Source organism: Pseudomonas sp. B21128, assembly GCF_044218865.1.
GTDB lineage: Bacteria > Pseudomonadota > Gammaproteobacteria > Pseudomonadales > Pseudomonadaceae > Aquipseudomonas > Aquipseudomonas iridis.
Genome location: NZ_CP162590.1, coordinates 1,658,917 through 1,679,854 on the forward strand (window position 1 = coordinate 1,658,917; position 20,938 = coordinate 1,679,854).

Annotated in this window: 20 protein-coding genes; 5 read left to right on the forward strand and 15 right to left on the reverse strand. The window is 59.4% G+C overall.

Going from position 1 to position 20,938, the window contains the following annotated elements; genetic code table 11:
• Positions 1-33 precede the first annotated feature (33 nt).
• The 5 genes from AB4P91_RS07305 to AB4P91_RS07325 form a co-directional block, all read right to left on the reverse strand.
• Positions 34-1,266, reverse strand: a complete 1,233-nt coding sequence (locus AB4P91_RS07305) for an MFS transporter (protein WP_395604562.1) — start codon at positions 1,264-1,266, stop codon at positions 34-36.
• Positions 1,259-2,236: a diiron oxygenase gene (locus tag AB4P91_RS07310; protein WP_395604563.1), complete on the reverse strand. Its 978-nt coding sequence runs from the start codon at positions 2,234-2,236 to the stop codon at positions 1,259-1,261. Before AB4P91_RS07310 ends, AB4P91_RS07305 begins: the two co-directional genes overlap by 8 nt.
• A complete protein-coding gene (locus AB4P91_RS07315; protein ID WP_150687960.1) occupies positions 2,233-3,306 on the reverse strand; it encodes a SagB family peptide dehydrogenase in 1,074 nt (357 codons plus the stop codon). Before AB4P91_RS07315 ends, AB4P91_RS07310 begins: the two co-directional genes overlap by 4 nt.
• A 453-nt stretch (positions 3,307-3,759) precedes the next feature.
• Positions 3,760-4,956, reverse strand: coding sequence for a class I SAM-dependent rRNA methyltransferase (locus tag AB4P91_RS07320; protein WP_150593576.1), 1,197 nt, complete (start codon positions 4,954-4,956; stop codon positions 3,760-3,762).
• A gap of 173 nt (positions 4,957-5,129) precedes the next feature.
• Complete coding sequence (locus tag AB4P91_RS07325) at positions 5,130-5,669, reverse strand: type 1 glutamine amidotransferase domain-containing protein (protein ID WP_150593577.1); 540 nt, start codon at positions 5,667-5,669, stop codon at positions 5,130-5,132.
• A gap of 228 nt (positions 5,670-5,897) precedes the next feature.
• Here AB4P91_RS07325 and AB4P91_RS07330 point away from each other — a divergent pair, with 228 nt between their 5' ends.
• The 3 genes from AB4P91_RS07330 to AB4P91_RS07340 all read left to right on the forward strand — a co-directional run bounded on the left by AB4P91_RS07330 (position 5,898) and on the right by AB4P91_RS07340 (position 7,929).
• Positions 5,898-6,710 (forward strand): HDOD domain-containing protein, encoded by an 813-nt coding sequence (locus AB4P91_RS07330; RefSeq protein WP_191624033.1) that lies wholly within the window; start codon positions 5,898-5,900, stop codon positions 6,708-6,710.
• Positions 6,711-6,722: 12 nt separating this feature from the next.
• A complete protein-coding gene (gene mutM / locus AB4P91_RS07335; protein ID WP_150597582.1) occupies positions 6,723-7,535 on the forward strand; it encodes a bifunctional DNA-formamidopyrimidine glycosylase/DNA-(apurinic or apyrimidinic site) lyase in 813 nt (270 codons plus the stop codon).
• A gap of 70 nt (positions 7,536-7,605) precedes the next feature.
• Positions 7,606-7,929 (forward strand): multidrug transporter, encoded by a 324-nt coding sequence (locus AB4P91_RS07340; RefSeq protein WP_150593580.1) that lies wholly within the window; start codon positions 7,606-7,608, stop codon positions 7,927-7,929.
• Positions 7,930-8,078: 149 nt separating this feature from the next.
• Here the strand turns inward: AB4P91_RS07340 and AB4P91_RS07345 are convergent, their stop codons facing one another.
• The 5 genes from AB4P91_RS07345 to AB4P91_RS07365 all read right to left on the reverse strand — a co-directional run bounded on the left by AB4P91_RS07345 (position 8,079) and on the right by AB4P91_RS07365 (position 12,749).
• Positions 8,079-8,330: a YfhL family 4Fe-4S dicluster ferredoxin gene (locus AB4P91_RS07345; RefSeq protein ID WP_003195146.1), complete on the reverse strand. Its 252-nt coding sequence runs from the start codon at positions 8,328-8,330 to the stop codon at positions 8,079-8,081.
• 101 nt (positions 8,331-8,431) lie between these two features.
• On the reverse strand, positions 8,432-8,911 hold the full coding sequence (gene coaD, locus AB4P91_RS07350; RefSeq protein ID WP_150593581.1) for a pantetheine-phosphate adenylyltransferase: 480 nt from the start codon (positions 8,909-8,911) through the stop codon (positions 8,432-8,434).
• A 115-nt stretch (positions 8,912-9,026) separates the two neighbouring features.
• Complete coding sequence (locus AB4P91_RS07355; protein ID WP_395604564.1) at positions 9,027-10,622, reverse strand: GMC family oxidoreductase N-terminal domain-containing protein; 1,596 nt, start codon at positions 10,620-10,622, stop codon at positions 9,027-9,029.
• Positions 10,623-10,740: 118 nt separating this feature from the next.
• Positions 10,741-11,286 carry a twin-arginine translocation pathway signal protein gene (locus tag AB4P91_RS07360; RefSeq protein ID WP_395604565.1) on the reverse strand — a complete coding sequence of 182 codons (546 nt, stop codon included), beginning with the start codon at positions 11,284-11,286 and terminating at the stop codon, positions 10,741-10,743.
• Between the two features lie 32 nt (positions 11,287-11,318).
• Entirely contained in the window at positions 11,319-12,749 is a 1,431-nt protein-coding gene (locus AB4P91_RS07365; protein WP_395604566.1) for a coniferyl aldehyde dehydrogenase, read from the reverse strand.
• A 147-nt stretch (positions 12,750-12,896) separates the two neighbouring features.
• Between AB4P91_RS07365 and AB4P91_RS07370 the strand changes: the two genes are divergently transcribed.
• Positions 12,897-13,568 carry a TetR/AcrR family transcriptional regulator gene (locus tag AB4P91_RS07370; protein WP_042561566.1) on the forward strand — a complete coding sequence of 224 codons (672 nt, stop codon included), beginning with the start codon at positions 12,897-12,899 and terminating at the stop codon, positions 13,566-13,568.
• Positions 13,569-13,598: 30 nt separating this feature from the next.
• Positions 13,599-14,453 carry a sulfurtransferase gene (locus tag AB4P91_RS07375; RefSeq protein WP_150593585.1) on the forward strand — a complete coding sequence of 285 codons (855 nt, stop codon included), beginning with the start codon at positions 13,599-13,601 and terminating at the stop codon, positions 14,451-14,453.
• A 41-nt stretch (positions 14,454-14,494) separates the two neighbouring features.
• Here AB4P91_RS07375 and AB4P91_RS07380 read toward each other — a convergent pair whose 3' ends face one another.
• The 5 genes from AB4P91_RS07380 to AB4P91_RS07400 all read right to left on the reverse strand — a co-directional run bounded on the left by AB4P91_RS07380 (position 14,495) and on the right by AB4P91_RS07400 (position 20,602).
• The gene (locus AB4P91_RS07380; protein ID WP_395604945.1) at positions 14,495-15,493 is read right to left on the reverse strand and encodes a hydrolase; all 999 of its coding nucleotides are present in this window, start codon (positions 15,491-15,493) and stop codon (positions 14,495-14,497) included.
• A gap of 262 nt (positions 15,494-15,755) precedes the next feature.
• Positions 15,756-17,006 carry a M16 family metallopeptidase gene (locus tag AB4P91_RS07385; RefSeq protein ID WP_395604567.1) on the reverse strand — a complete coding sequence of 417 codons (1,251 nt, stop codon included), beginning with the start codon at positions 17,004-17,006 and terminating at the stop codon, positions 15,756-15,758.
• Positions 17,007-17,152: 146 nt separating this feature from the next.
• The gene (gene rsmD / locus AB4P91_RS07390; protein WP_042561563.1) at positions 17,153-17,764 is read right to left on the reverse strand and encodes a 16S rRNA (guanine(966)-N(2))-methyltransferase RsmD; all 612 of its coding nucleotides are present in this window, start codon (positions 17,762-17,764) and stop codon (positions 17,153-17,155) included.
• The gene (locus tag AB4P91_RS07395) at positions 17,764-19,254 is read right to left on the reverse strand and encodes a pitrilysin family protein (protein WP_150687966.1); all 1,491 of its coding nucleotides are present in this window, start codon (positions 19,252-19,254) and stop codon (positions 17,764-17,766) included. Before AB4P91_RS07395 ends, rsmD begins: the two co-directional genes overlap by 1 nt.
• Positions 19,247-20,602: a pitrilysin family protein gene (locus tag AB4P91_RS07400; RefSeq protein WP_150597577.1), complete on the reverse strand. Its 1,356-nt coding sequence runs from the start codon at positions 20,600-20,602 to the stop codon at positions 19,247-19,249. Before AB4P91_RS07400 ends, AB4P91_RS07395 begins: the two co-directional genes overlap by 8 nt.
• Positions 20,603-20,938: the final 336 nt, after the last annotated feature.

Here is a 20,938-nt window from a genome sequence, read left to right on the forward strand (position 1 = left end):
CCGACGGTGCCTGTTGCGTGACGACCGGCAGGATTAATCGCTCCCCGGCTGCACGATCGCGTTGGTCTGAGGGTTTCTTGCTCGACGGCTGATACCACCGTTCAAGGCCAGCGCCACGCAACTGAGCAGCACGAAGCTGTAGCCCAGCGTGGATTGCAGATTGGCAGGACTGAGGCTTATCAGTGCGCTGATCAATCCTGCGCAAATGAAGATGATGGTGCTGCCGGCCGAGGCCGAGGTGCCGGCGTTATCGGGGAACAGACTCATGGCCCGAGAAGTGGCGGCTGGCCGGGAGATGGTCGTGCCAGCGGTACACATCAGCATCGGGATCAGCACCGCAATCGGGGTGAGCGGATGATGGGCCGCCAGATACAGCGTCAGCAGCCCCGACAGCAGGATCAGGCTCAGCCCGATAATGATTTGTCGGCCGGGCGTGATGCGTCGATTCAGCACCGAAGCGATGATGCCCCCGACAATGTAGGCGGCACCGTAAATCAGCAGGATCAGCGCAAAGTCGTACGGCGCCAGTTGCAACTGATCCATGAAGATCAGCGGCGAGATCACGATGAACGAGAAGTGGCAGGCAAAGGCAAACGCCGATATCAGCCAATAGCCGACGAACTCGAAACTTCCCAGCACCCGTCGGTAGGACGGAATGAAACCCAAGCGTTCGCTGCTGCTGGCCGGACGACGGTTATCCAGAAGCAGCCAGGCTTTGATGAACACCACTGTAGCCAGTGCAATGAAAACCCAAAAACTGCCGCGCCAGCCGAGAGTGGCTTGCAGAAAGGTGCCGGCCAGCGGCGACACTGAAATAAAGACCCCGCTCGCCGTGACCATCAGGATGCGCAGACGATCGCGTTCTTTACCCTCGAACAAATCCTGCACCAGCGCCTGTGACAGCACAAAACAACCGCAGCCCACGGCCTGCACTATTCGAAACATCAGGAACAGCGAGTAGTCGCTGGTCATCACGCAACCAAGCGCGCCGAGTATCGATACGATCATGCCTGCGAGTAGCAAGCCCTTGCGCCCGATCACGTCGGACAGTGGCCCGATCGAAACCTGAGCGAACGCGATTCCCACGGCGAACAGACTGATCGACAGCGCAATGTCTGTGGGCGTGTTGCGAAAGTGTGCAGCCAGTGCCGGAAATGAAGGCAGCAGAACATCCAGAGGAAACACGCCGAGCAGCACCATCGCCAGCAACAGGCTGACCGCGCCACGGCGTTGTCTGGCGGTTACCACTGATTGCCCCTTATCCATCGATCAATCCTGCCTTGGCGAAGCGTTGCTGGTTGGTGGGCCACGCAAAAAAACCGGCTCTTTTCAGTGCGTCCAGTGTCGCGGTGGCACCTGAGCGTGCGCGCCGTCGAGTGGCTTGCGGCGCCTTTACGCTGGCGATGATGTCGGTCACGGCGCTGTCGGTGATGCCTGCTCCGCGCAGGCTCTGTTGCAGCCAGCGCTCGTCGGCTTCGAAAAACATCCCGATGATCTCCAATAGCGATCTGGAGGCGAAGGTTCGCTGGCGATTGTTCAAGGCCAGCCACAGGTAATGGAACACTTCGGCGAAGTAGCGGCTGTGGCGGGCTTCGTCGGCCAGATGATCGCGCAGCATGTCGTTCACGCTGGACACCAGACTGTTGCGACAGACCTCCAGCAGCTCCCGGGCAATGATGGTTTCAGAGACGAAGCCAAGGAGAAACCATGCCAATGGGCGGGTTTTCTCCGAAGTGCGGGCGATCAGGGCGTTCATGCGCGCAATCCGCTTTGGCATCGCCGGACGCCCGATGATCCCGTAGAGCCCGGCGATCTGATCGGCGAGACGATTTGAAAACAGCGCGTGATAGCCCTCGTCGGTGTAGAGCTGCAGCGCTGCATGTTTCATCGCTTGAGACACATGAATCGGCAGTTCCCGGTGGACGATGACTTCTACCGCGCGATTGACGATGCGGTGTTCCAGCAGGGTGGTGTAGTCGAGAAAGTGCACCAGATGATTGGCCGTCAGCCGATGCAGCACATCACGCCCTGCTGCTTGAATAGCGGGATGCGACAGGTAGGGCAGGAAGTCTGGTGGAAACCAGTAACGACTTTCCAGTTGTTGCTGCACATCGTCTGGCAACTGATAGTCATGAGTGCTGGTGCGGACGGAGGCTCGGTTGTCCCAGTCCCCCAAGGTGAATTTGAGCGCCCAGGAGGTTGGCGCTTCGCTCGGATCGGCGCAGAGGAGAGTCATGCCTGGGCCTCGCGCAACAGTTCGCGCAGTTCCTGGCACATTGCCTGTCCGTCGCTTTCCCCGCAGCCGACAAAGAACAAGGGCTGTTCGGCGCTTCCCTCAAGTTTGAGGTGTGTTTCGACGTGCTCGTCGGCAAACGCGCCGGTCAACCAGGTGTTAAGGCCAAGTGCTGTGGCAACCAGTTGAAAGGTTTGTGAGAGGTGACCGGCCTCCACGAACGCCATGCGATAGGCGCGGGAGTGTCCATACTTCCACCAAAGTCGATCGAATCGCGCCGTGATGAACAATCCCAGCGGCAGGTTGTTGATGAAATGCTGACCACCGAGCAAGTGGCCCAGTGCCGATGACGGCAATGGATTGACTCGACTGATGGAGTGATCGTCGGAGTGATAGGCATAAATGCCGGGCGCAACGTCGTCGACGTTCTGCACCAGCAAAAAACCTTCGCATGCGTTCAGGCCACCGCCGGAGGGACTGCTGCGGCGTGCGCCGAGGCCTTCGGCGATGCTGTCATCCCGATCAGTGTCGCGCTCGCGCAGGTAACCGAGCGTCAGGTAAAGCAAAGTGCTGACGTGATTGAGCGTCATCGCTGCGCCGGTAAAGGAGCGACAGGTTTTTCGCTGGAGCAGCGCGTTAGCCAGGCTGTCGTCGCTCAATTCGCCCGGGTCGGGCAAGGCGATGCGCTGTGCAGCCTCGTGCTGCGCACGGCTTTTTGCGGGCGGCGGGGTGGCCAGCACTTCGTTGCAGTGCGCCAGGTATTGCCTGGACCACTCTTGAATATTCTGTGGGGTGTGTTCGCAGGGAATGTTTTGCGTGCCGATATGATAAATCTTCGACAGTTCATCCCAACCCCAGTGAGGGTTGTCTGGTTTTGAAACGGTTAGAATGCCCGTGTTTAATAGTTGCGTGTCTATGATGTTGTGTGTGTCAAATAAGTCTGGATTGTTTATGAGTTGGGTAAGGCGTGACGCATAATCCAGGTCGAGTTCATGTTGAGTGTGATCTTTGTAGTTCCAGACTATTTGTCCGGGCGAGCGCGGCAATATAAACAAGTAAGGGTTGATGTACATGGGCTTCATTCACTCTGGAAAAAGTCGAAAGGACGCCGAGGGGCCGGCACTCCCCAGCGTCCTGACCTATTTAACGGACTTTAGGCGCAACCAGAAAAGCCAGGTTTGCGATTTTGTTGGTTTCCAGAGAAATGTTTTTCATGATGTGAACTCCTTGTTCATTGATAAGCGAAGTCACCTCGTGGTGACAACTTCATAATAGTTTGTAATGGATTATTGGCAAGTGGATATTAAGTAGGAATATTCCAGTAATTTTGTCGGAGCGATCTTTAGATAGAGATGGACTTTGTAGGGCAAGTTTCAATATTTAAAAGGCGTAAGGAAACGTCCTGCACGTCAGTCGGACGGAAGTGTAGGAAGTCGCAATAACGAAGGTAAAAGTAGGTTGATTGGCCGTCAGATTCAGGCGTAAAGCAAACGGGGAGCCTGGTGGCTCCCCGTCATCCGCGTTGATCAGCTGTTAGGCAGCAGGCGGCAGGTGATGCTCTTGATGTAGCGGGTTTCGGCGATCGCCGGGTGGACCGGGTGATCCGGGCCCTGACCGCCGCGCTCCAGCAACTGGATGTTGCGGTCCAGGTGGCGGGCGCTGGTCAGCAGGATGTTTTGCAGATCGTCTTCCGGCAGGTGCATCGAGCACGATGCGCTGACCAGAATGCCGTCCTTGTTGAGCAGGCGCATGGCTTGCTCGTTCAGACGACGGTAAGCACCTTCGCCGTTCTTCATGTCTTTCTTGCGTTTGATGAACGCTGGTGGGTCGGCCACGATCACGTCGAAGCGTTCTTCGCTTGCCTTCAGCTCTTTCAAGGCCTCGAAGACATCACCTTCGATGCAGGTCATCTTGTCGGCAAAGCCGTTCAATGCAGCGTTGCGCTCGACCCCATCAAGGGCGAAGGCCGAGGCATCGACGCAGAATACTTCGCTGGCGCCGAACGCGGCAGCCTGCACGCCCCAGCCACCGATGTAGCTATAGAGGTCGAGTACTCGCTTGCCTTTGGCATACGGCGCCAGGCGTGCGCGATTCATGCGGTGATCATAGAACCAACCGGTTTTCTGACCCTGAATGACCGGCGCTTCGAACTTCACGCCGTTCTCTTCCAGTGCGACCCATTCCGGCACCAGACCGAATACGGTTTCGACGTAGCGGTTGAGGCCTTCGGCGTCACGCGCAGCGGAATCGTTCTTGAACAGAATGCCGCTTGGCTTGAGCACTTGGGTCAGTGCGGCGATCACGTCATCTTTATGCGCTTCCATGGTCGCCGAGGCGATCTGGACCACGAGAATGTCGCCGAAACGGTCAACGACCAGACCCGGCAGCAGGTCGGAATCACCGTACACCAGACGATAGAACGGCTTGTCGAACAGGCGATCACGCAGCGACAGCGCTACGTTGAGGCGATGCACGAGCAGGGATTTGTCCAGTTGCACCTTGATGTCGCGGGACACCAGACGGGCGCAGATCAGGTTGTTCGGGCTCATCGCCACGATGCCCAGCGGCTTGCCGCCGGCAGCTTCGAGGATCGCCTGATCGCCGGCTTTGAAGCCGTGCAGTGGCGTGGCCGCCACATCGATTTCGTTGCTGTAGACCCACAAGTGGCCGTTGCGCAGGCGACGGTCGGCATTGGCTTTGAGGCGCAGGCTAGGCAGGGACATGACGTCGCTCCGGAAAAAAGAGCGGGAGTATAGCGTGTTGAGACTTGTGCCGGGTTTGGCGTGCGATGAAACGCTGATGACGCTTTCGCGAGCCGGCTCGCTCTCACATCGGGCTTGTGGTGATCACAAATCCCCTGTGGGAGCGAGATTGCTCGCGCAAGCGGTCAGGAATGTTATGCCGACAGGGCGCCGATCAACTCACGACTGAACGCCGGAATATCATCCGGCTGCCGGCTGCTGATCAAGTGGCCGTCTTTGACCACTTCCTGATCGACCCAGTTGGCGCCGGCATTCACCAGATCATCCTTGAGCGTCTTGTAGCTTGTCATGGTTTTGCCATTCACCAGCCCCGCCGAAATCAACAGCCAGCCGCCATGGCAGATCACCGCAATCGGTTTGCCGGCCGAGGTGCCTGTCTTGACCAGGTGCTGGGCATCCGGGTCGATGCGAATGGTGTCGGAATTCTGTACGCCACCGGGCAATACGATCGCGTCATATTGCTCGCTGCTGGCGGCCTGGAAGGTCCGGTCGACCTTGAAGTCATCCGCCGGTTTGTCATGGTTCCAGCCTTTGACCGTGCCTTCTTCGGCCGAAAGGATATCGACCTGAGCGCCGGCCTGCTCGAGCGCTTGCTTGGGACCTGTCAATTCAACCTGTTCGAAACCATCAGTTACCAAAAAAGCGACGCGCTTGCCGTTGAGTTGAGTAGCCATCGATAAGCTCCTGAGTGTGTGGGAATTTACCGCCACATGGGACCTGAATGATCCGTTGGGCATTAATGAATCCGAAGCCGGCGCTTGAATGAAAGTTCCTGACAATTGCCCACTGGTGTGTCGTCCTGCGGATTTAAGAGGGTAGAATCGCCGCCTGTCCCAGAGTGTGTACTTATGTCCCAAGAGCTGACCGCCGAACAGATCCAACAATCCCTGCAAGGCATCAGCGTGCCCGCGCAGCCGCAGATCATGGTGGATCTGCAAATGGAGCAGTACATGCCTGACCCGGACCTGGAGGTGATCGCCAAGCTGATCGCCCAGGATCCGGGCCTGTCCGGCTCGCTGCTGAAAATCGTCAACTCGCCGTATTACGGCTTGAGCAACAAGATCACTTCGATCCAGCGCGCGGTGAACCTGTTGGGCAGTCGTTCGATCATCAACCTGATCAACGCGCAGTCGATCAAGGGCGAGATGAACGATGACACCATCGTCACGCTCAACCGTTTCTGGGATACCGCCCAGGACGTGGCGATGACGTGCCTGACGCTGGCCAAGCGCATCGGCACTCAGGCCGGCGACGAAGCCTACGCCTTGGGCCTGTTCCACGATTGCGGTGTGCCGTTGATGCTGCAGCGCTTCCCCAATTACATGTCGGTTCTGGAAAAGGCCTACGCCCAGGCCAGCGCCGAATGCCGGGTGGTGGACACCGAAAACAACGCGTTCAACACCAACCACGCCGTGGTCGGCTACTACACGGCCAAGTCCTGGCGCCTGCCGGAACACGTCAGTGCGGCGATCGCCAATCACCACAATGCGCTGGCGATTTTCAGCGACGAGTCTTCGCGCAACAGTCAACTGAAGAACCTGCTGGCGATCCTCAAGATGGCCGAGCACATTTGCGCGTCCTATCGGGTATTGGGCAACCAGACCGAAGATTTCGAATGGAACGCAGTCGGCCCGTTGGTGCTTGATTATGTCGGCCTGTCGGAATACGACTTCGAAACCCTCAAACAAACGATCCGCGACCTCGGCGCGCATTGATTCGAGGACGCCATGCCTGAACTGCCGGAAGTCGAAACCACCCGCCGGGGCATTGCTCCGCATCTGGAAGGCCAGCGTGTCAGCCGTGTGATCGTGCGCGACCGCCGGCTGCGCTGGCCGATCCCCGAAGACCTCGATGTGCGCCTCTCGGGCCAGCGCATCGTGCTGGTCGAGCGGCGGGCCAAGTATCTGCTGATCAATGCAGAAGTCGGCACGTTGATCAGCCATCTGGGCATGTCAGGTAATTTGCGCCTGGTCGAGTCCGGGCTGCCGGCGCTCAAGCATGAGCATGTCGATATCGAGCTGGAATCCGGTCTGGCCCTGCGCTACACCGATCCACGGCGTTTCGGCGCGATGCTTTGGAGCACCGATCCACTCAATCACGAATTGCTGATTCGTCTCGGGCCGGAGCCGTTGACCGATCTGTTCGACGGTGAACGGTTGTTTAAGCTGTCGCGCGGACGCTCCATGGCGGTCAAGCCGTTCATCATGGACAACGCGGTGGTGGTCGGGGTCGGCAATATTTATGCGACCGAAGCGCTGTTCGCCGCCGGGATTGATCCACGTCGCGAGGCCGGGGGCATTTCCCGGGGGCGTTATCTGAAACTGGCGATCGAGATCAAACGCATCCTTGCCGCCGCCATCGAGCGTGGCGGCACCACGTTGCGTGATTTTATCGGCGGCGACGGGCAACCGGGGTATTTCCAGCAGGAGCTGTTTGTCTATGGTCGTGGTGGTGAACACTGCAAGGTCTGCGGCACCGGGCTGCGTGAGGTGAAGCTTGGCCAGCGCGCCAGTGTCTTCTGTCCGCGCTGTCAGAGCTGAGGCAAACCGTTCGAAAACATCCTACGGTCTATAGTGAGTTGTCTCACTGCCTAGCCCGAAGGATCGTGCCATGAAATCCCTGCAAGTCCTCTGTGCCGCACTGCTGCTGTGTTCCAGTCTGGCTGTCCAGGCCACGGAAACCGGCAGCGGTGATCCGCGTTACACCATCCAGAACCCACCGGCCTACGCCATGCTTGGCGATTTGCTGATCGCCCGACCTTTGCTGGTGGTGGCGACGGTGATCGGTGCGGGGGCGTTTGTGGTGTCGTTGCCATTTACCGCGCTGGGTGGCGGAGTGGGCGATGCAGGGCAGGCGCTGGTGGTTGATCCGGCGAAGGCCGCGTTTGTGCGGTGTCTGGGGTGTGTCGGGGAGGGGTTTGAGCAGCGCGAGTGAGCTGATCCGGGTTTTGCGGTGTTGCCGATGGCCTCATCGCGGGCAAGCCCGCTCCCACAAGGTTTTGGTGTTCACACAGTTTGTGTTCCACACAGCACGCTGTGGGAGCGGGCTTGCCCGCGATGGCGTCGCTAGCGGCGCTGAAGAACTCAGGCCTTGCCGGTAATCTTGCGGTACTTCTCCATCAACTGTTCTTCAGTCTCCGGATGCGCTTCGTCCAGTGGAATGCAATCCACCGGGCAGACCTGCTGGCACTGCGGTTCGTCGTAGTGGCCGACGCACTGGGTGCACAGATTCGGGTCGATCACGTAGATCTCTTCGCCTTGGGAAATGGCGGCGTTCGGGCACTCGGGTTCGCAGACGTCGCAGTTGATGCAATCGTCGGTGATGATCAGGGACATGCTAACTCCAGCCGGGGCGGTAGCCCGGGCGCTATAAACCAATGCGCGCAATTGTGCCGCATTGGCGCCCGCAGTGCACGCAGGCGCCGTTTGAACGGTCGTTACTTCTTGAAGCGCAGGGTCAGGGCATCGGCCACGGCCGGGTGAACGAACTTGCTGATATCACCACCCAGCGCGGCGATTTCCCGCACCAGCGTCGAGGAAATGAACGAATAACGCTCGGACGGGGTAAGAAACAGGCTCTCCACATCCGGCGCCAACTGGCGGTTCATGTTGGCCAGCTGGAATTCGTATTCGAAGTCCGACACTGCCCGTAAACCACGCAGGAAGACGTTGGCGTTCTGCTCTTTGGCGAAATGCGCCAGCAGCGTCGCGAAACCGACCACTTCCACGTTCGGCAGGTGCTTGGTGACCTCACGAGCCAGTTCTACTCGTTGTTCCAGCGGGAACAGCGGGTTCTTCTTGGGGCTGGCGGCGACCGCAATGATCACGTGATCGAACAGGCGCGAGGCGCGTTCGACCAGATCGCCATGGCCCTTGGTAATAGGGTCGAAGGTACCTGGGTACAACACTCGGTTCATCGCGTCGTCCTGGCGGGAGTCCGTTGGGGAGTCGGATGGTATCGCAGCCGTCCCGGTCGGCCAAGTCGCCTGTTGGGTAAGAAAGCACTATAGACGATCGGAATATCCTGCTTTTTCACGGATTTTTCAGCCGGTCGGCGAGGGAAGTGGCCAACTGCGCGGTCAGACCGTACACCGACAATTGCGGGTTGGCGCCAATGCTGGTGGGGAATAGCGAGCCGTCATGAATCGACAGATTGCTCAGTTGATGATGGCGGCCGTGGCTGTCGGTGACTGCGGTTTTCGGATCTTCACCCATCGCGCAGCCGCCCATGACGTGGGCGCTGCCCAGCCGTGTGCGATACAACTCAAGGCGCAAACCATCGATCAGGCTGCGCGCCTCGGCCAGCGTCTTCACGTAACGCGCATCGGCGTGCATTGGCATCACCGCTTTGGCGCCACCGGCGAACTGAATCTCGGCCATGTTGTGGAACGCGCGGCGCAAGCCTTCCCAAGTGTAAGGCGAGACCTGATAGTCGAGCACCGGCGAGCCGTCGCCGCGCAACTCGACGTTGCCGCCCGGGCTGTCCGGGTGGAAACCGTCGCGCAATAACGCCAGCATCGCGTGGGTGTGTGGGAGATCGGTCATGTGCTGCGCGCTCTCCTGACCAAATCCGCCCAGCAGCGTGGCCGCCAGCGCCGGGTGCAGTGGCGGCACTTCCAGTTTGTAGCCTATCGGCCCGGTGACGCCGTCCTTCCATTGGAAGTGGTCGGAATAGATCGATTGCGGCGCACCGTAGAAAGGGTTGATCACCTCGTCGAAGCGCCCGGCGGACATGTTCACCAAGTGCAGAAACGTGCGTTTGCCCACGCGCTGATGCGGATCCGGCGCGTCGGAGCGCAGCAGCAGAGCCGGACTGTTGATGCCGCCGCCGGCCAAAACGTAATGCCGCGCCTTGACGGTGATTTTGCGTCCTGTTGCCTCGACGCAGCGCTCATCCATGGCCACGCAATGCAGGCCGGTCACTTTGTCGCCGTTGATCAGCAGCTTTTCCGCTCGGGCCAGGTACAGCAGTTCGCCGCCCTTTTCCAGGGTGGCCGGAATAGTCGTGACCATCATCGATTGCTTGGCGTTGGTCGGGCAGCCCATACCGCAGTAGCCGAGGTTCCAGCAGCCGCGCACATTGCGCGGAATCACGTGCCAGCTGTAGCCGAGTTGCTCGCAGCCTTTGCGGATCACGTCGTTGTTGGGGTTCGGTGGAACCATCCACGGCGCAACGCCGAGGCGCTGCTCCATTTTTTCGAACCATGGCGCCATGTCGGCAGGGCTGTGGCCCTTGACGTTGTGCTCGGTGGCCCAGTGTTCGAGGGTTGGCGCTGGCGTGCGGAAGCTCGATGTCCAGTTGATCAGCGTCGTGCCGCCGACCGCGCGGCCCTGCAGGATGGTGATTGCGCCGTCCTTGCTCATGCGGCCGATGCCTTCCTGATAGAGGCTGCTGTAGGCCTTGTCCTCAAGCATTTTGAAGTCGGTGCTGGTTTTCAGCGGGCCTTCTTCGATCAGCAGCACTTTATAGCCGGCGGCGCTGAGGATTTCCGCGGTGGTACCGCCACCGGCACCGCTGCCGATGATCGCGACATCGGCCTCAAGGGTCAGATCATCGGCCAGTTGCGCGCCATTGTAGGTTTTCCAGCCTCGGGCGAGGCCTTCGCGGAAGGGGTCGGGTACGGGCATCGATCAGGCTCTCTTGTTTTTGTTGTTCTTGCTGGCCCCTTCGCGAGCAAGCTCGCTCCCACAGGGGAATGCATTTCACATATGGGAGCGAGCTTGCTCGCGAAGGGGCGATTCGGTTTCAGACCGTGGGTGGGCCGGGATAACCGCAGTGCGCCCAGGATTCGCCGCGGCTGTACCAGGCCATCAGCACCATCTGCTGCAAAGAGCTGTGGCCCATGCGCAGCAGGCTCAACGAGCTGTTTTCCCAGCGATCAAGAAAGCTGCGCATTGCGTCGGGACTGGCGTCTTCCCAACTGCCCCAGATCCCGGTGAGCGGCCCGCGCGTCACGGTCATGCTCAGCACGTCGAACAACTGTCGAGTGAGTTTGAGCATTTCCGGCGACAGGTGATCGAGGCTGTAATCCAGCGACTTGAGAGTGCCAGCCACTGCATCCGGCATTTTCTCTGGCGCCGCGGCGCCATCAAGCATCACCGGAATCAGGGCGCGCAGAAACAGCAGGTCGCCGTCGCGTAACGAGACGAAGCCATTGGCTGCGACGCTCGACGAGCAGCCGCTGAGGCTGGCGCCGAGTCCGGCGGTGGCGAGAAATGCCGTGGCGCCGAGGCTGAATTTCAGCAGGCCACGGCGCGACAGTGCAGGTGTATCGGTCAGGCTTGGGTGCATTGTTTTTATTACCCGGCGGCGATGACGAATGTTTAGCGGATGAACAGCTTCTGGATCAGCTTCTGAATCGATTTTCCATAAGGCGGGTAAATCAGTCGGGCCGCATTGAAGCGCTGTTTAATCAGCACCCCTTTGGCTTTGCTGAAGGTCAGGAACCCTTCGTGACCATGGTAATGGCCCATGCCCGACGCGCCGATGCCGCCGAAGGGCATGTCGTCCTGCGCCACGTGCAGCAACGTGTCGTTCAGGCACACGCCGCCGGAATGGGTTTCGTGCAGCACGCGGTTCTGTTCGCGTTTGTCGTAGCCAAAATAGTAAAGAGCCAGAGGTCGAGGCCGCTGATTGATGTAAGCGAATGCCTGCTCCAGATCTCGATATGGCACGATCGGCAACAGCGGGCCGAAGATTTCATCCTGCATCACCGTCATTTCGTCGCTGACATTCAACAACACACTGTGCGGCATGCGCCGGCCCTGACCCTGATCGAACAGCGGAATCAGCAGCGCGCCCTTGCTGGTGGCATCACTGACGTAACTGTTGAGTCGGGCCAACTGGCGATCGTTGATGATCGCGGTGTAGTCCGGGTTGTCGGTGAGGGTCGGATAAAAACCCTGCACGGCCTGGCGGTAGGCTTCGACGAAGCCGCCGACCCGGTCTTCGGGCACCAGCACGTAATCGGGGGCAACGCAGGTCTGCCCGGCGTTGAGGGTTTTACCGAAGGCGATGCGTTCGGCGGCGTCCTTGAGCGGCACATCACGGGAGACGATGGCGGGGGATTTGCCGCCCAGTTCCAGCGTCACGGGCGTGAGGTTTTCTGCTGCGGCGCGCATCACGTGCTTGCCGATGCTGGTAGCGCCGGTGAACAGCAGATGATCGAAGCGCAGACGGGAAAACGCTACGCCGATGTCAGCTTCGCCAAGCACCACACAGACCAGATCTTCGGGAAAGATCCGCGCCAGCAGTTCCTTGAGCAACAGGCCCGTGGCTGGGGTCGATTCGCTGAGTTTGAGCATCACCCGGTTGCCCGCCGCCAATGCGCCGACCAGTGGGCCGATGGCCAGATACAGCGGGTAATTCCACGGCACGATGACGCCGATCACACCCAGCGGCTGGTAAACCACTTTCGCCGAGGCTGGCTGGAAGGCCATGCCGACCTTGCGTGGCGAGTCCTTCATCCAGCCTCTGAGATGGCGACTGGCGTAGTGAATGCCATGCAGGCTCGGCATCAATTCGGCAAGCAGCGTTTCATCGGCGCTGCGATGGCTGAAATCGGCACTGATCGCCTCGATCAAGGCCTGACGCTCGTTGCTGAGCAAATCGCGCAGCGCCTTGAGCCATTGCCGACGCTGGGCAGCAGGTGGCATCGGGTTGGCGGCGTACGCGGCCCGTTGCGCATTGAACTGCCGATCAAGTGCTTGCAGTGGCTCTTGTAGCGTTTGCAGGTAGGCAATATCGGCAGTCATGGTCGGCTCCGGATTTATTATAATGAGGCACTTTTTAGAGTCTATGCTCTAGAAAGTCAAATGACTTCCATGCACAGCAGTGTTTTATCCATTTCCGGTTAGGTCGTAAGATGCTCCTCAACGCACTCTGAATTAAAGCTCAAGCCCATGGCCCCACGAATAAAAACCAGCGAGCGTATCGTGCTGAACAGTCTCGAACTGTTCAATCAACAGGGCGAGCGCAGCATCAGCACCAATCACATCGCCGCCCATATGGAGATTTCTCCGGGCAACCTCTACTACCACTTCCCCAACAAGCAGGCGATCATCGCCGTGTTGTTCAGTGAGTACGAGAGCCTTGTCGACAGCTTCCTGCGCCCGCCGCAGGGGCGCGCCGCGACCGTCGAAGACAAGCGTTTCTATCTCAAGGAGCTGCTCTCGGCGATGTGGCGATACCGCTTTCTGCACCGCGACCTCGAGCATCTGCTCGACAGCGATCCGGAGCTGGCCGCGCGCTATCGGCGTTTTTCCCAGCGCTGCTTGATCCAGGGCGGGGCGATCTACGAAGGTTTTGTTGCCGCCGGGATCCTCGACATGGACCGCGTGCAGATCGAATCCCTGACCCTCAATGCCTGGATCATCCTGACGTCCTGGGTGCGCTTTTTGTGCACCACTCGGGAAAACTCCAATCACCTCAGCGAACAAGCCATCAAGCGTGGCGTGTACCAAGTGCTGGTACTGGAGGCCGGGTTTGTCACCGAGCAGGCGCGTGAAGAGGTCAATGCGCTGTTCGAGGAGTTTTACGTGCCGCTGGCCCAGGCCCTCGATGACGTGAAGTAAACCGTTTCGTTGAATTCACAGGAGCCCGTTATGCCGATTGCGCAACTGATCAGTCCCAACGCACTGGATGCCCGCAAGGAACAGCCGGGGCTGGTGATTCTCGATTGTCGTTTTGCCCTCGATGACCCGGATTACGGGCAGCGCAGTTATGCCGAGGGGCACATTGCCGGGGCGGGCTTCGCCGATCTGGAGCGCGACCTCAGTGGCAAAGTGGTCAAAGGCGTAACCGGGCGTCATCCTCTGCCCGAGCCGGCAGCGCTGGTCGAGCGCCTGCAAGCCTGGGGCATCAATGCCGACAGCGACGTGGTTTTGTATGACGACGGCCCCGGTGCCTACGCGGCGCGCGCCTGGTGGTTGCTGGCGTGGCTGGGCAAGCGCGACGGCGTGTTCATCCTCGATGGCGGGCTCAAGGCCTGGCATGCAGCGGGTCTGCCGCTGAGTCTGGATGCGCCGACTCTCACGACTGGTCATTTCAGTGGTCAGCCGGACATGAGCCTGCTGCTCAGCGCCGAGCAATTGCAGCAACGCCTCGGTCAACCCGCGTTGACCCTGATCGATGCTCGGGCCTTGCCGCGTTTCAAGGGCGAAGTGGAACCGATCGACCCGATTGCCGGGCACATTCCCGGCGCGCAATGCGCGGCGTTCACCGACAACCTGAGCAGTGATGGGCGATTCCTGCCGGCCGATCAGCTCAAACAGCACTTTGCCGCAAAGCTTGGCGAGCGCTCGCCGGCGGAACTGGTCGCCTATTGCGGCTCAGGCGTGACGGCATGTCACAACCTGTTTGCGCTGTGTCTGGCCGGGTACCCATTGGCTTCGCTGTATGCCGGGTCCTGGAGTGAGTGGATCAACGAGCCTTCGCGCGGTATTGCCACCGGCGAATAAGATCAATAGATCAAGGTCGGCGGTGCGGTTGCCTTGATCGTTCAAGACGTCAGCCGCGCCAGCCACTGCGGGATGCGCCGTTCAAGGTAGTACTCCGGTCGGCGAAGCGTGCCATCGACAAAACCGACGTGGCCACCCTTGGGCTGCAATTCGAACTGCGTGCAGCCAGACAACTCTTCAGCGTTCGGCAAGCTGTGAGGGAAGACGAAAGGATCGTCCGCTGCCTGGATAATTAATGTCGGCGTACGAATCTCACCAAGAAAGTAGCGGCTCGATGCACGGCGGTAGTAATCGTGCGCATCGGTAAATCCGTGCAGCGGCGCCGTCACCCGGCCATCGAAATCCCAGAAGGTGCGCATGTTTTCCAGTGAGCCGAGCGCGGCCAGCTCCGCCAGGCTGTCTTCGCGGCCATCGTGCTGAAACTGCCGTTGCTTGTTCTTGATGTAGCCGACCATCTCGCGCATGAAATGCGCCTGATAGACCTTCGAAAACCCTTGGCCGATACGGTCGGCGCATTGGTCGAGTCGAAACGGTACCGACACCGCCACGGCGCCGAGTACGCCGCTGGCGCTGCCGGTTTCGCCCAAGTGCTTGAGCAGCACGTTGCCCCCCAGGGAATAGCCGACGGCATACAGCGGTGCCAGTGGTCGCTTGGCGCGCAGGTGCCGAATGGCTTCGGCGAGGTCTTCGCTGGCACCGGAGTGATAGCTGCGCGACAGCAGATTCGGCTCGCCCGAACAGCCACGCCAGTTGAGCGCGACGCTGGCCCAGCCTTGAGCGCCCAGCACTTTTTGCAGGCCGGCGACATAAGGCGAATTGGACGAACCGGTCAGGCCGTGCAACACCAGCACCAACGGCGCATCGGCGCTGTGCGGGCCATGCCAGTCGAGGTCGAGGAAGTCACCGTCTGCAAGCCACAAGCGTTCACGTTCGCGGTCCAGGTGGGTGGTTTTGCGCCAGAGCGGTCCCCACAAGGTTTGCAGGTGCGGGTTGCCAAGGCCAAAGGCTGGGGTAAAACGGGGGCTGGATGTTGGGTTCAGTGACGGCACGGCAACTCTCGACAGGTCTTGCGCAAAGCGGCGGGCGTATCAGGCGCTGACGCTTTCAATGAAAGAACCTAACTTGCCACAAAGCCTGTTTCGACGCGACATCACCCTGACGGTTACCAGGCGCCACCGATCAGCAGACCGGTGGCGTTTCACTGTTTCATTTATTGCTTGAGCGTCAGGCACTGCGTTGCTTGACGCTGCTAGTGAGCGGTTTAAAAAACCGAACCGCTACAGTCGCAGACTGTTTTAAGCGTTACTTCGGTTTTGTTCCGATCGGCAATGCACAAACGACGGTGACATTTTCGCGGGTGAGGTAGGCGTTGGCTGCAACATGAACGTCCTCAGGGGTGATGCTGCGCAACAGCCCGACTTTATCGTCAAGCAACTGCAAAGGCTGACCTGATCCATACAAATAGGAGAGCGCATCGGCCTGGTGCTCTAGTGAGCTGTTCCAGACTTGAGGCAACGAACAGGCTTTGTTGACGGCGGAGTCGATCTCTTCAGGAGAGAAAGGGGAACGCTTCACTTCATCCAGAAACTTCCAGAAGTTCTCTTCGGCTTCCTGTGGGTCGCCGTGGATATAAAAAGCAAGGCCGAGAATGGTATTGCCTTGATTGTCTCCAATGAACCTCGGTACAACGCCACTCCGCTGTTCCTGGAGTGCGGCCAAACGTGGGAGGGTATCGCCTTCAAGCAAGGCGCCTAATACTTCCAGTTCATACGCCAGCGGTGTATTGAATATGAAGATCATCATGGCGTACTCGGGGTGTTGAGTGTCCAGGTACTGCGTTATCCGGCGATAGCCGGGCGCTGCCGGAACTTGCACCGCAGATCTGAACGAAGGCTCACCTCGGGGGATATCTGCGAAGTGGCGTTCGACCAAGCGCCGGGCTTCTTCAATTCCAATATCGCCAGTGATCGCCAGCTGTGCGTTGTCGGGGCAGTGCCGACTCCGCCGCAAGTTCCGTATGCGATCGGGAGACAGTCTTTCAAGGTTGGCCGAAACCGCCTGATGGGATCTGTAGTGCCTGCTGCCTGCGTACACCAGGCATTCGATTTCTGGGCTGTACCATATCGGTGATAAGAAGAAGGATTCCTTCTTGTTCCTGTCTCTGGTGATATTCAGAGCATTGTGCAGCGATTCGTCCGGCAGATCGGTTGTCATCAGCTTCGACTGGAGCTTGAGCGCGCTTTCCAAGTGTTCTGCCGGTACCAATAGCGAGTCAGTCAGTTGGCCAGAGCCAGGAGAATCGCCATAACGGAACCGAGTACCTCCGCTTTCTGTAATGAAGGCCTCGTAATCGTTGTTTAGATATCGCAGTGCACGCAGTAGCACGTTGCCCGTCCCGAATTCTTCAGGGCGCTCGTCACCGCGGCTGGCGAAAGTCAGTGTTAGTGCAACTTGAGGTGTTCGGTGATCTTCTCGCACTACAACTTTCAAGCCATTGTCGAGCGTGAATTCATGAAGCGGGTTAGGGGTGTATTCAAGGGTAGATGTATTCATCCAAGTTTCATCCATGATGTTTAGGCGACTAATTTCGCTTGCACAAGATGGATGAAACAGAGGCCTCTCGCTATTGCTGAACTATTGCAACTTAATTAAACCCCGAGTTGGGAACTCGGGGAGTCAAGTTGCCTGCTCAGGCGTGTTCAAGCGATTGTTTCTGCCAGACGATGCCACAACGCGTAATACACGCGACCAGATTTCTGCTCGCGATGCAGGCGCCAGTTTTGCGGCAGGCCGAGGGTCGAGGGGGCGCTTTCGCTTTCGGTGTAAACCCAGGCGTCATCGGCCAGCCACTGGCGCTCTTCGAGCAACGTGCACACGGTGGGCAGCAGGTTCTGGTTGAACGGTGGGTCGAGGAACACCAGGTCGTACGCGGTGGCCGTTTGCGTTTCCAGATAGCGCAGGGCGTCGGCGGTTTGTACCTGCCCATTGGTGCAGCGCAGGGTGCCGAGGTGTTCCTTGAGGCTTGAAACGGCGATATTACTGGCGTCCAGCGCCTGGCCCATGGCGGCGCCACGGGACAGTGCTTCGAGAAACAGCGCGCCGCTGCCGGCGAACGGATCGAACACCTTGGCCCCTTCCACGTAAGGCGCGAGCCAGTTGAACAACGTCTCACGCACGCGATCCGGCGTAGGGCGCAGGCCCGGCGCATCGGGGAAGCTCAGCTTGCGGCTGCCCCATTCACCACCAATGATGCGCAGTTGATTCACGCCGTTGTGCACGTTGTGAACAGGTTTTTTTGGACGAGTAGCCATTAATGCTCCGGAACCCCGAGCGGTTGCTCGGCAGGTTTATCAGATGGGGCCGGTAACGGCTTTTGCGGCACGGTCGGGCCAGCGGTGACGATGACCATTTTGTCCGTGCTCAAGTGTTTGTTCAGTGCGTTGCGGACCTGCTCTACGGTCAGGCTCTGGGACTGACGCATGAAGTCATCCAGATAGCTCAGCGGCAGATTATAGAAGCCCATGGCGCCGAGTTGGCCAACAATGTCGGCATTGCTCGCAGTGGACAGCGGGAAGCTGCCGGCCAGTTCGCGTTTGGCGTCGTCGAGTTCTTTCTGGGTCGGGCCGGTTTTCAGGTAGTCGGCGAGCACATCCTGCACCAGTTTCAGAGTGCCTTCGCTCATTTCAGCGCGGGTCTGCAGGTTGATCAGGAACGGGCCACGAACCTGCATCGGGCTAAACCCGGAATACACGCCATAGGCCAGCCCGCGTTTCTCGCGAACTTCGCTCATCAACCGGGTGCCGAAACCACCGCCGCCGAGTATTTGGTTACCCATCGACAATGCCGCGTAGTCAGGGTCATCACGATCGATGCCCAACTGCGCGATCATCAGGTTGGTCTGCTTCGATGGGAATTCGATGTGACCAACGCTGGCTTGCGGTTCCTGTGGTTGGGCGATTTTCGCCATTGCCGGGCCTTTCGGCAGGGCAGCGGACACCTGATTGGCAATCGCCTCGGCGTCAGCGCGGGACAGGTCGCCGACCAGCGCGATCACCACGTTGCCGGCAGCGTAGGCTTTGGCGTGGAATTCACGCAGTTGCGCGAGGGTGATCTTCGGTACGCTCTGCTCGTTGCCGTCGCTCGAATGCGCGTACGGGTGATCGCCATACAGGCGCTTCATCAGCTCCAGGCTGGCAAGTTTGCCGGGGTTCTGTTTCTGGTATTCGAATCCGGCGAGCATCTGATTCTTGATGCGCGCGAACGAGTCGGCAGGGAAAGTCGGTTTGCCGACGACTTCCGAGAACAGACTCAATGCCGGCTCGCGCTGGTCAGCGGCGCTCAGACTGCGCAGCGAAGCCAGCGCCATGTCCTTAAAAGCGCCATTGCCGAAATCCGCACCGAGGCCTTCGAAACCCTGGGCGATGGCACCGACATCCTTGCCGGCCACGCCTTCATTGAGCATCGCGTTGGTCAGCACCGCCAGACCCGGCGCGTTGCCGTCCTGACTGCTGCCGGCGGCGAAGATCAGGCGCATGTCGAACATCGGCAGCTCGTGGGCCTCGACGAACAGCACCTTGGCGCCTTCGGCGGTATTCCAGGTCTGCACGTCGAGTGTGCGGCTGGCCGGGGCCTTGCCGTCGAGTTCGGCCAGCGATTGCAGCTTCTGCGCGGACTTGGCGTTGTCCAGTGCTTCGCTCGCCTTGCTGTCAGCGCCTGGCGACAGATAGAAAGCGGTGGCGCCGATCACGGCGACAGCGATCAGACCAAGCAACAACAGGCGTGGGGTTTTACGCTCACTCATGAGTCGTCTCCAGTGGCAGTACGTGGGCGACGCTGAGACGTTCGCGGGTGAAATAGAGCTTGGCGGCGTTCTGGATGTCTTGCGGGGTGACGCTCTCCAGATCGGCCAGTTCGGTGTCCATCAGTTTCCACGACAGGCCGACGGTCTCAAGCTGACCGATGGCTGTGGCCTGGCTGGTGATCGAGTCACGCTCGTAGACCAGGCCGGCAATCACTTGCGCACGCACGCGTTCCAGTTCTTCGGCGGACGGCGCAGTGGTTTTCAACTGCTCCAGCAGCTTCCACAAACCGGCTTCGGCTTGCGCCAGGGTCTTTTTCTTCTGCGTGTTGGGCGTGGCCGAGAGGGTGAACAGGCTGTCGCCGCGGGTGTAGGCGTCGTAGCTCGACGAGCCGCCGGACACCAGCTCTTCGCCGCGCTCCAGTTGGGCGGGAATGCGTCCGCTGTAACCGCCATCGAGCAGTGCCGAAATCAACCGCAGCGCGTTAACCGAACGCTTGTCTTCGGCAGTGGCGATGCTTGGCACGTTGAAGCCGAGCATCAGGCTAGGCAGCTGTGTCTGCACATGCAGGGTGATCTTGCGCTCGCCGGGCTCGGCCAGTTCCAGCGGTTGTTTCGCCGGTGGGACGTCGCGTTTGGCGATTGGGCCGAAGTAGCGTTGGGCGAGGGTTTTGACTTCGTCCGGGGTGACGTCGCCGACGACCACCAACGTGGCGTTGTTCGGCACGTACCAGGATTGATACCAGTGGCGCAGTTCTTCAACCTTCATCCGGTCGAGGTCAGCCATCCAGCCGATGGTCGGCGTGTGATAACCGCTGGCCGGGTAAGCCATCGCCTTGTAACGCTCGTAAGCCTTGGACATTGGTTTGTCATCGGTGCGCAGACGGCGCTCTTCCTTGATGACTTCGATTTCCTTGGCGAACTCGTCGGCCGGCAGGCGCAGGTTGGCCATGCGATCGGCTTCCAGTTCGAAGGCCACGCCCAGACGGTCGCGCGCCAGCACCTGGTAATAAGCGGTGAAGTCATCGCTGGTGAACGCGTTCTCTTCGGCACCGAGGTCGCGCAGGATCAGCGAGGCTTCGCCGGGGCCGACTTTCTCGCTGCCCTTGAACATCATGTGCTCAAGCGCGTGAGACAGACCGGTCTGGCCCGGGGTTTCGTAGCTGGACCCAACCTTGTACCAGACCTGCGACACCACCACCGGCGCGCGGTGGTCTTCGCGCACGACGACCTTCAGGCCGTTGTCGAGGGTGAATTCGTGCGTCGGTTGCGGGTCGGCCGCAAGGGCCGAAAGGGGCAGGCAGACTGTGCTGAACAGCAGGCCTGCAGCGCGGCGGGCTAGAGCATTCATTCGTTTTTTAACCTGTTGAGCTGCCCGCTTGGTCTTAGCGTCGGCGGGCGAGGAGGTGCTAGGATACTGATCCGTTTTACCGGCGACCACGCCTATCAGGTTTTGAGGCCTGATGCGGCTGTATAGGTTGGCGGCAGAAAGCAGCGGTTTATCGACTAGACTTCGCTTTTTCGCCGATTTTTCCGGTTTAGTCCTTCGTTAATACGAATCTTTGGGGTGCCGCTGGCGCCTCGACAAAATGTTGCGCGTGAACAAGCTGGGCTAAACACAGTCTGTTCTGCATCGAATATTTATTTGCCGGGGCGCCCTTATGGCGCGTCGCTACCGTGAGATAGC

What these genes read in the sequence shown, in the direction of transcription:
- AB4P91_RS07305 (WP_395604562.1), bottom strand. Translation starts at nt 1,266, where the DNA reads ATGGATAAGGGGCAATCAGTGGTAACCGCCAGACAACGCCGTGGCGCG.
- AB4P91_RS07310 (WP_395604563.1), bottom strand. Translation starts at nt 2,236, where the DNA reads ATGACTCTCCTCTGCGCCGATCCGAGCGAAGCGCCAACCTCCTGGGCG.
- AB4P91_RS07315 (WP_150687960.1), bottom strand. Translation starts at nt 3,306, where the DNA reads ATGTACATCAACCCTTACTTGTTTATATTGCCGCGCTCGCCCGGACAA.
- AB4P91_RS07320 (WP_150593576.1), bottom strand. Translation starts at nt 4,956, where the DNA reads ATGTCCCTGCCTAGCCTGCGCCTCAAAGCCAATGCCGACCGTCGCCTG.
- AB4P91_RS07325 (WP_150593577.1), bottom strand. Translation starts at nt 5,669, where the DNA reads ATGGCTACTCAACTCAACGGCAAGCGCGTCGCTTTTTTGGTAACTGAT.
- mutM (WP_150597582.1), top strand. Translation starts at nt 6,723, where the DNA reads ATGCCTGAACTGCCGGAAGTCGAAACCACCCGCCGGGGCATTGCTCCG.
- AB4P91_RS07340 (WP_150593580.1), top strand. Translation starts at nt 7,606, where the DNA reads ATGAAATCCCTGCAAGTCCTCTGTGCCGCACTGCTGCTGTGTTCCAGT.
- AB4P91_RS07345 (WP_003195146.1), bottom strand. Translation starts at nt 8,330, where the DNA reads ATGTCCCTGATCATCACCGACGATTGCATCAACTGCGACGTCTGCGAA.
- coaD (WP_150593581.1), bottom strand. Translation starts at nt 8,911, where the DNA reads ATGAACCGAGTGTTGTACCCAGGTACCTTCGACCCTATTACCAAGGGC.
- AB4P91_RS07355 (WP_395604564.1), bottom strand. Translation starts at nt 10,622, where the DNA reads ATGCCCGTACCCGACCCCTTCCGCGAAGGCCTCGCCCGAGGCTGGAAA.
- AB4P91_RS07360 (WP_395604565.1), bottom strand. Translation starts at nt 11,286, where the DNA reads ATGCACCCAAGCCTGACCGATACACCTGCACTGTCGCGCCGTGGCCTG.
- AB4P91_RS07365 (WP_395604566.1), bottom strand. Translation starts at nt 12,749, where the DNA reads ATGACTGCCGATATTGCCTACCTGCAAACGCTACAAGAGCCACTGCAA.
- AB4P91_RS07370 (WP_042561566.1), top strand. Translation starts at nt 12,897, where the DNA reads ATGGCCCCACGAATAAAAACCAGCGAGCGTATCGTGCTGAACAGTCTC.
- AB4P91_RS07375 (WP_150593585.1), top strand. Translation starts at nt 13,599, where the DNA reads ATGCCGATTGCGCAACTGATCAGTCCCAACGCACTGGATGCCCGCAAG.
- AB4P91_RS07385 (WP_395604567.1), bottom strand. Translation starts at nt 17,006, where the DNA reads ATGAATACATCTACCCTTGAATACACCCCTAACCCGCTTCATGAATTC.
- rsmD (WP_042561563.1), bottom strand. Translation starts at nt 17,764, where the DNA reads ATGGCTACTCGTCCAAAAAAACCTGTTCACAACGTGCACAACGGCGTG.
- AB4P91_RS07395 (WP_150687966.1), bottom strand. Translation starts at nt 19,254, where the DNA reads ATGAGTGAGCGTAAAACCCCACGCCTGTTGTTGCTTGGTCTGATCGCT.
- AB4P91_RS07400 (WP_150597577.1), bottom strand. Translation starts at nt 20,602, where the DNA reads ATGAATGCTCTAGCCCGCCGCGCTGCAGGCCTGCTGTTCAGCACAGTC.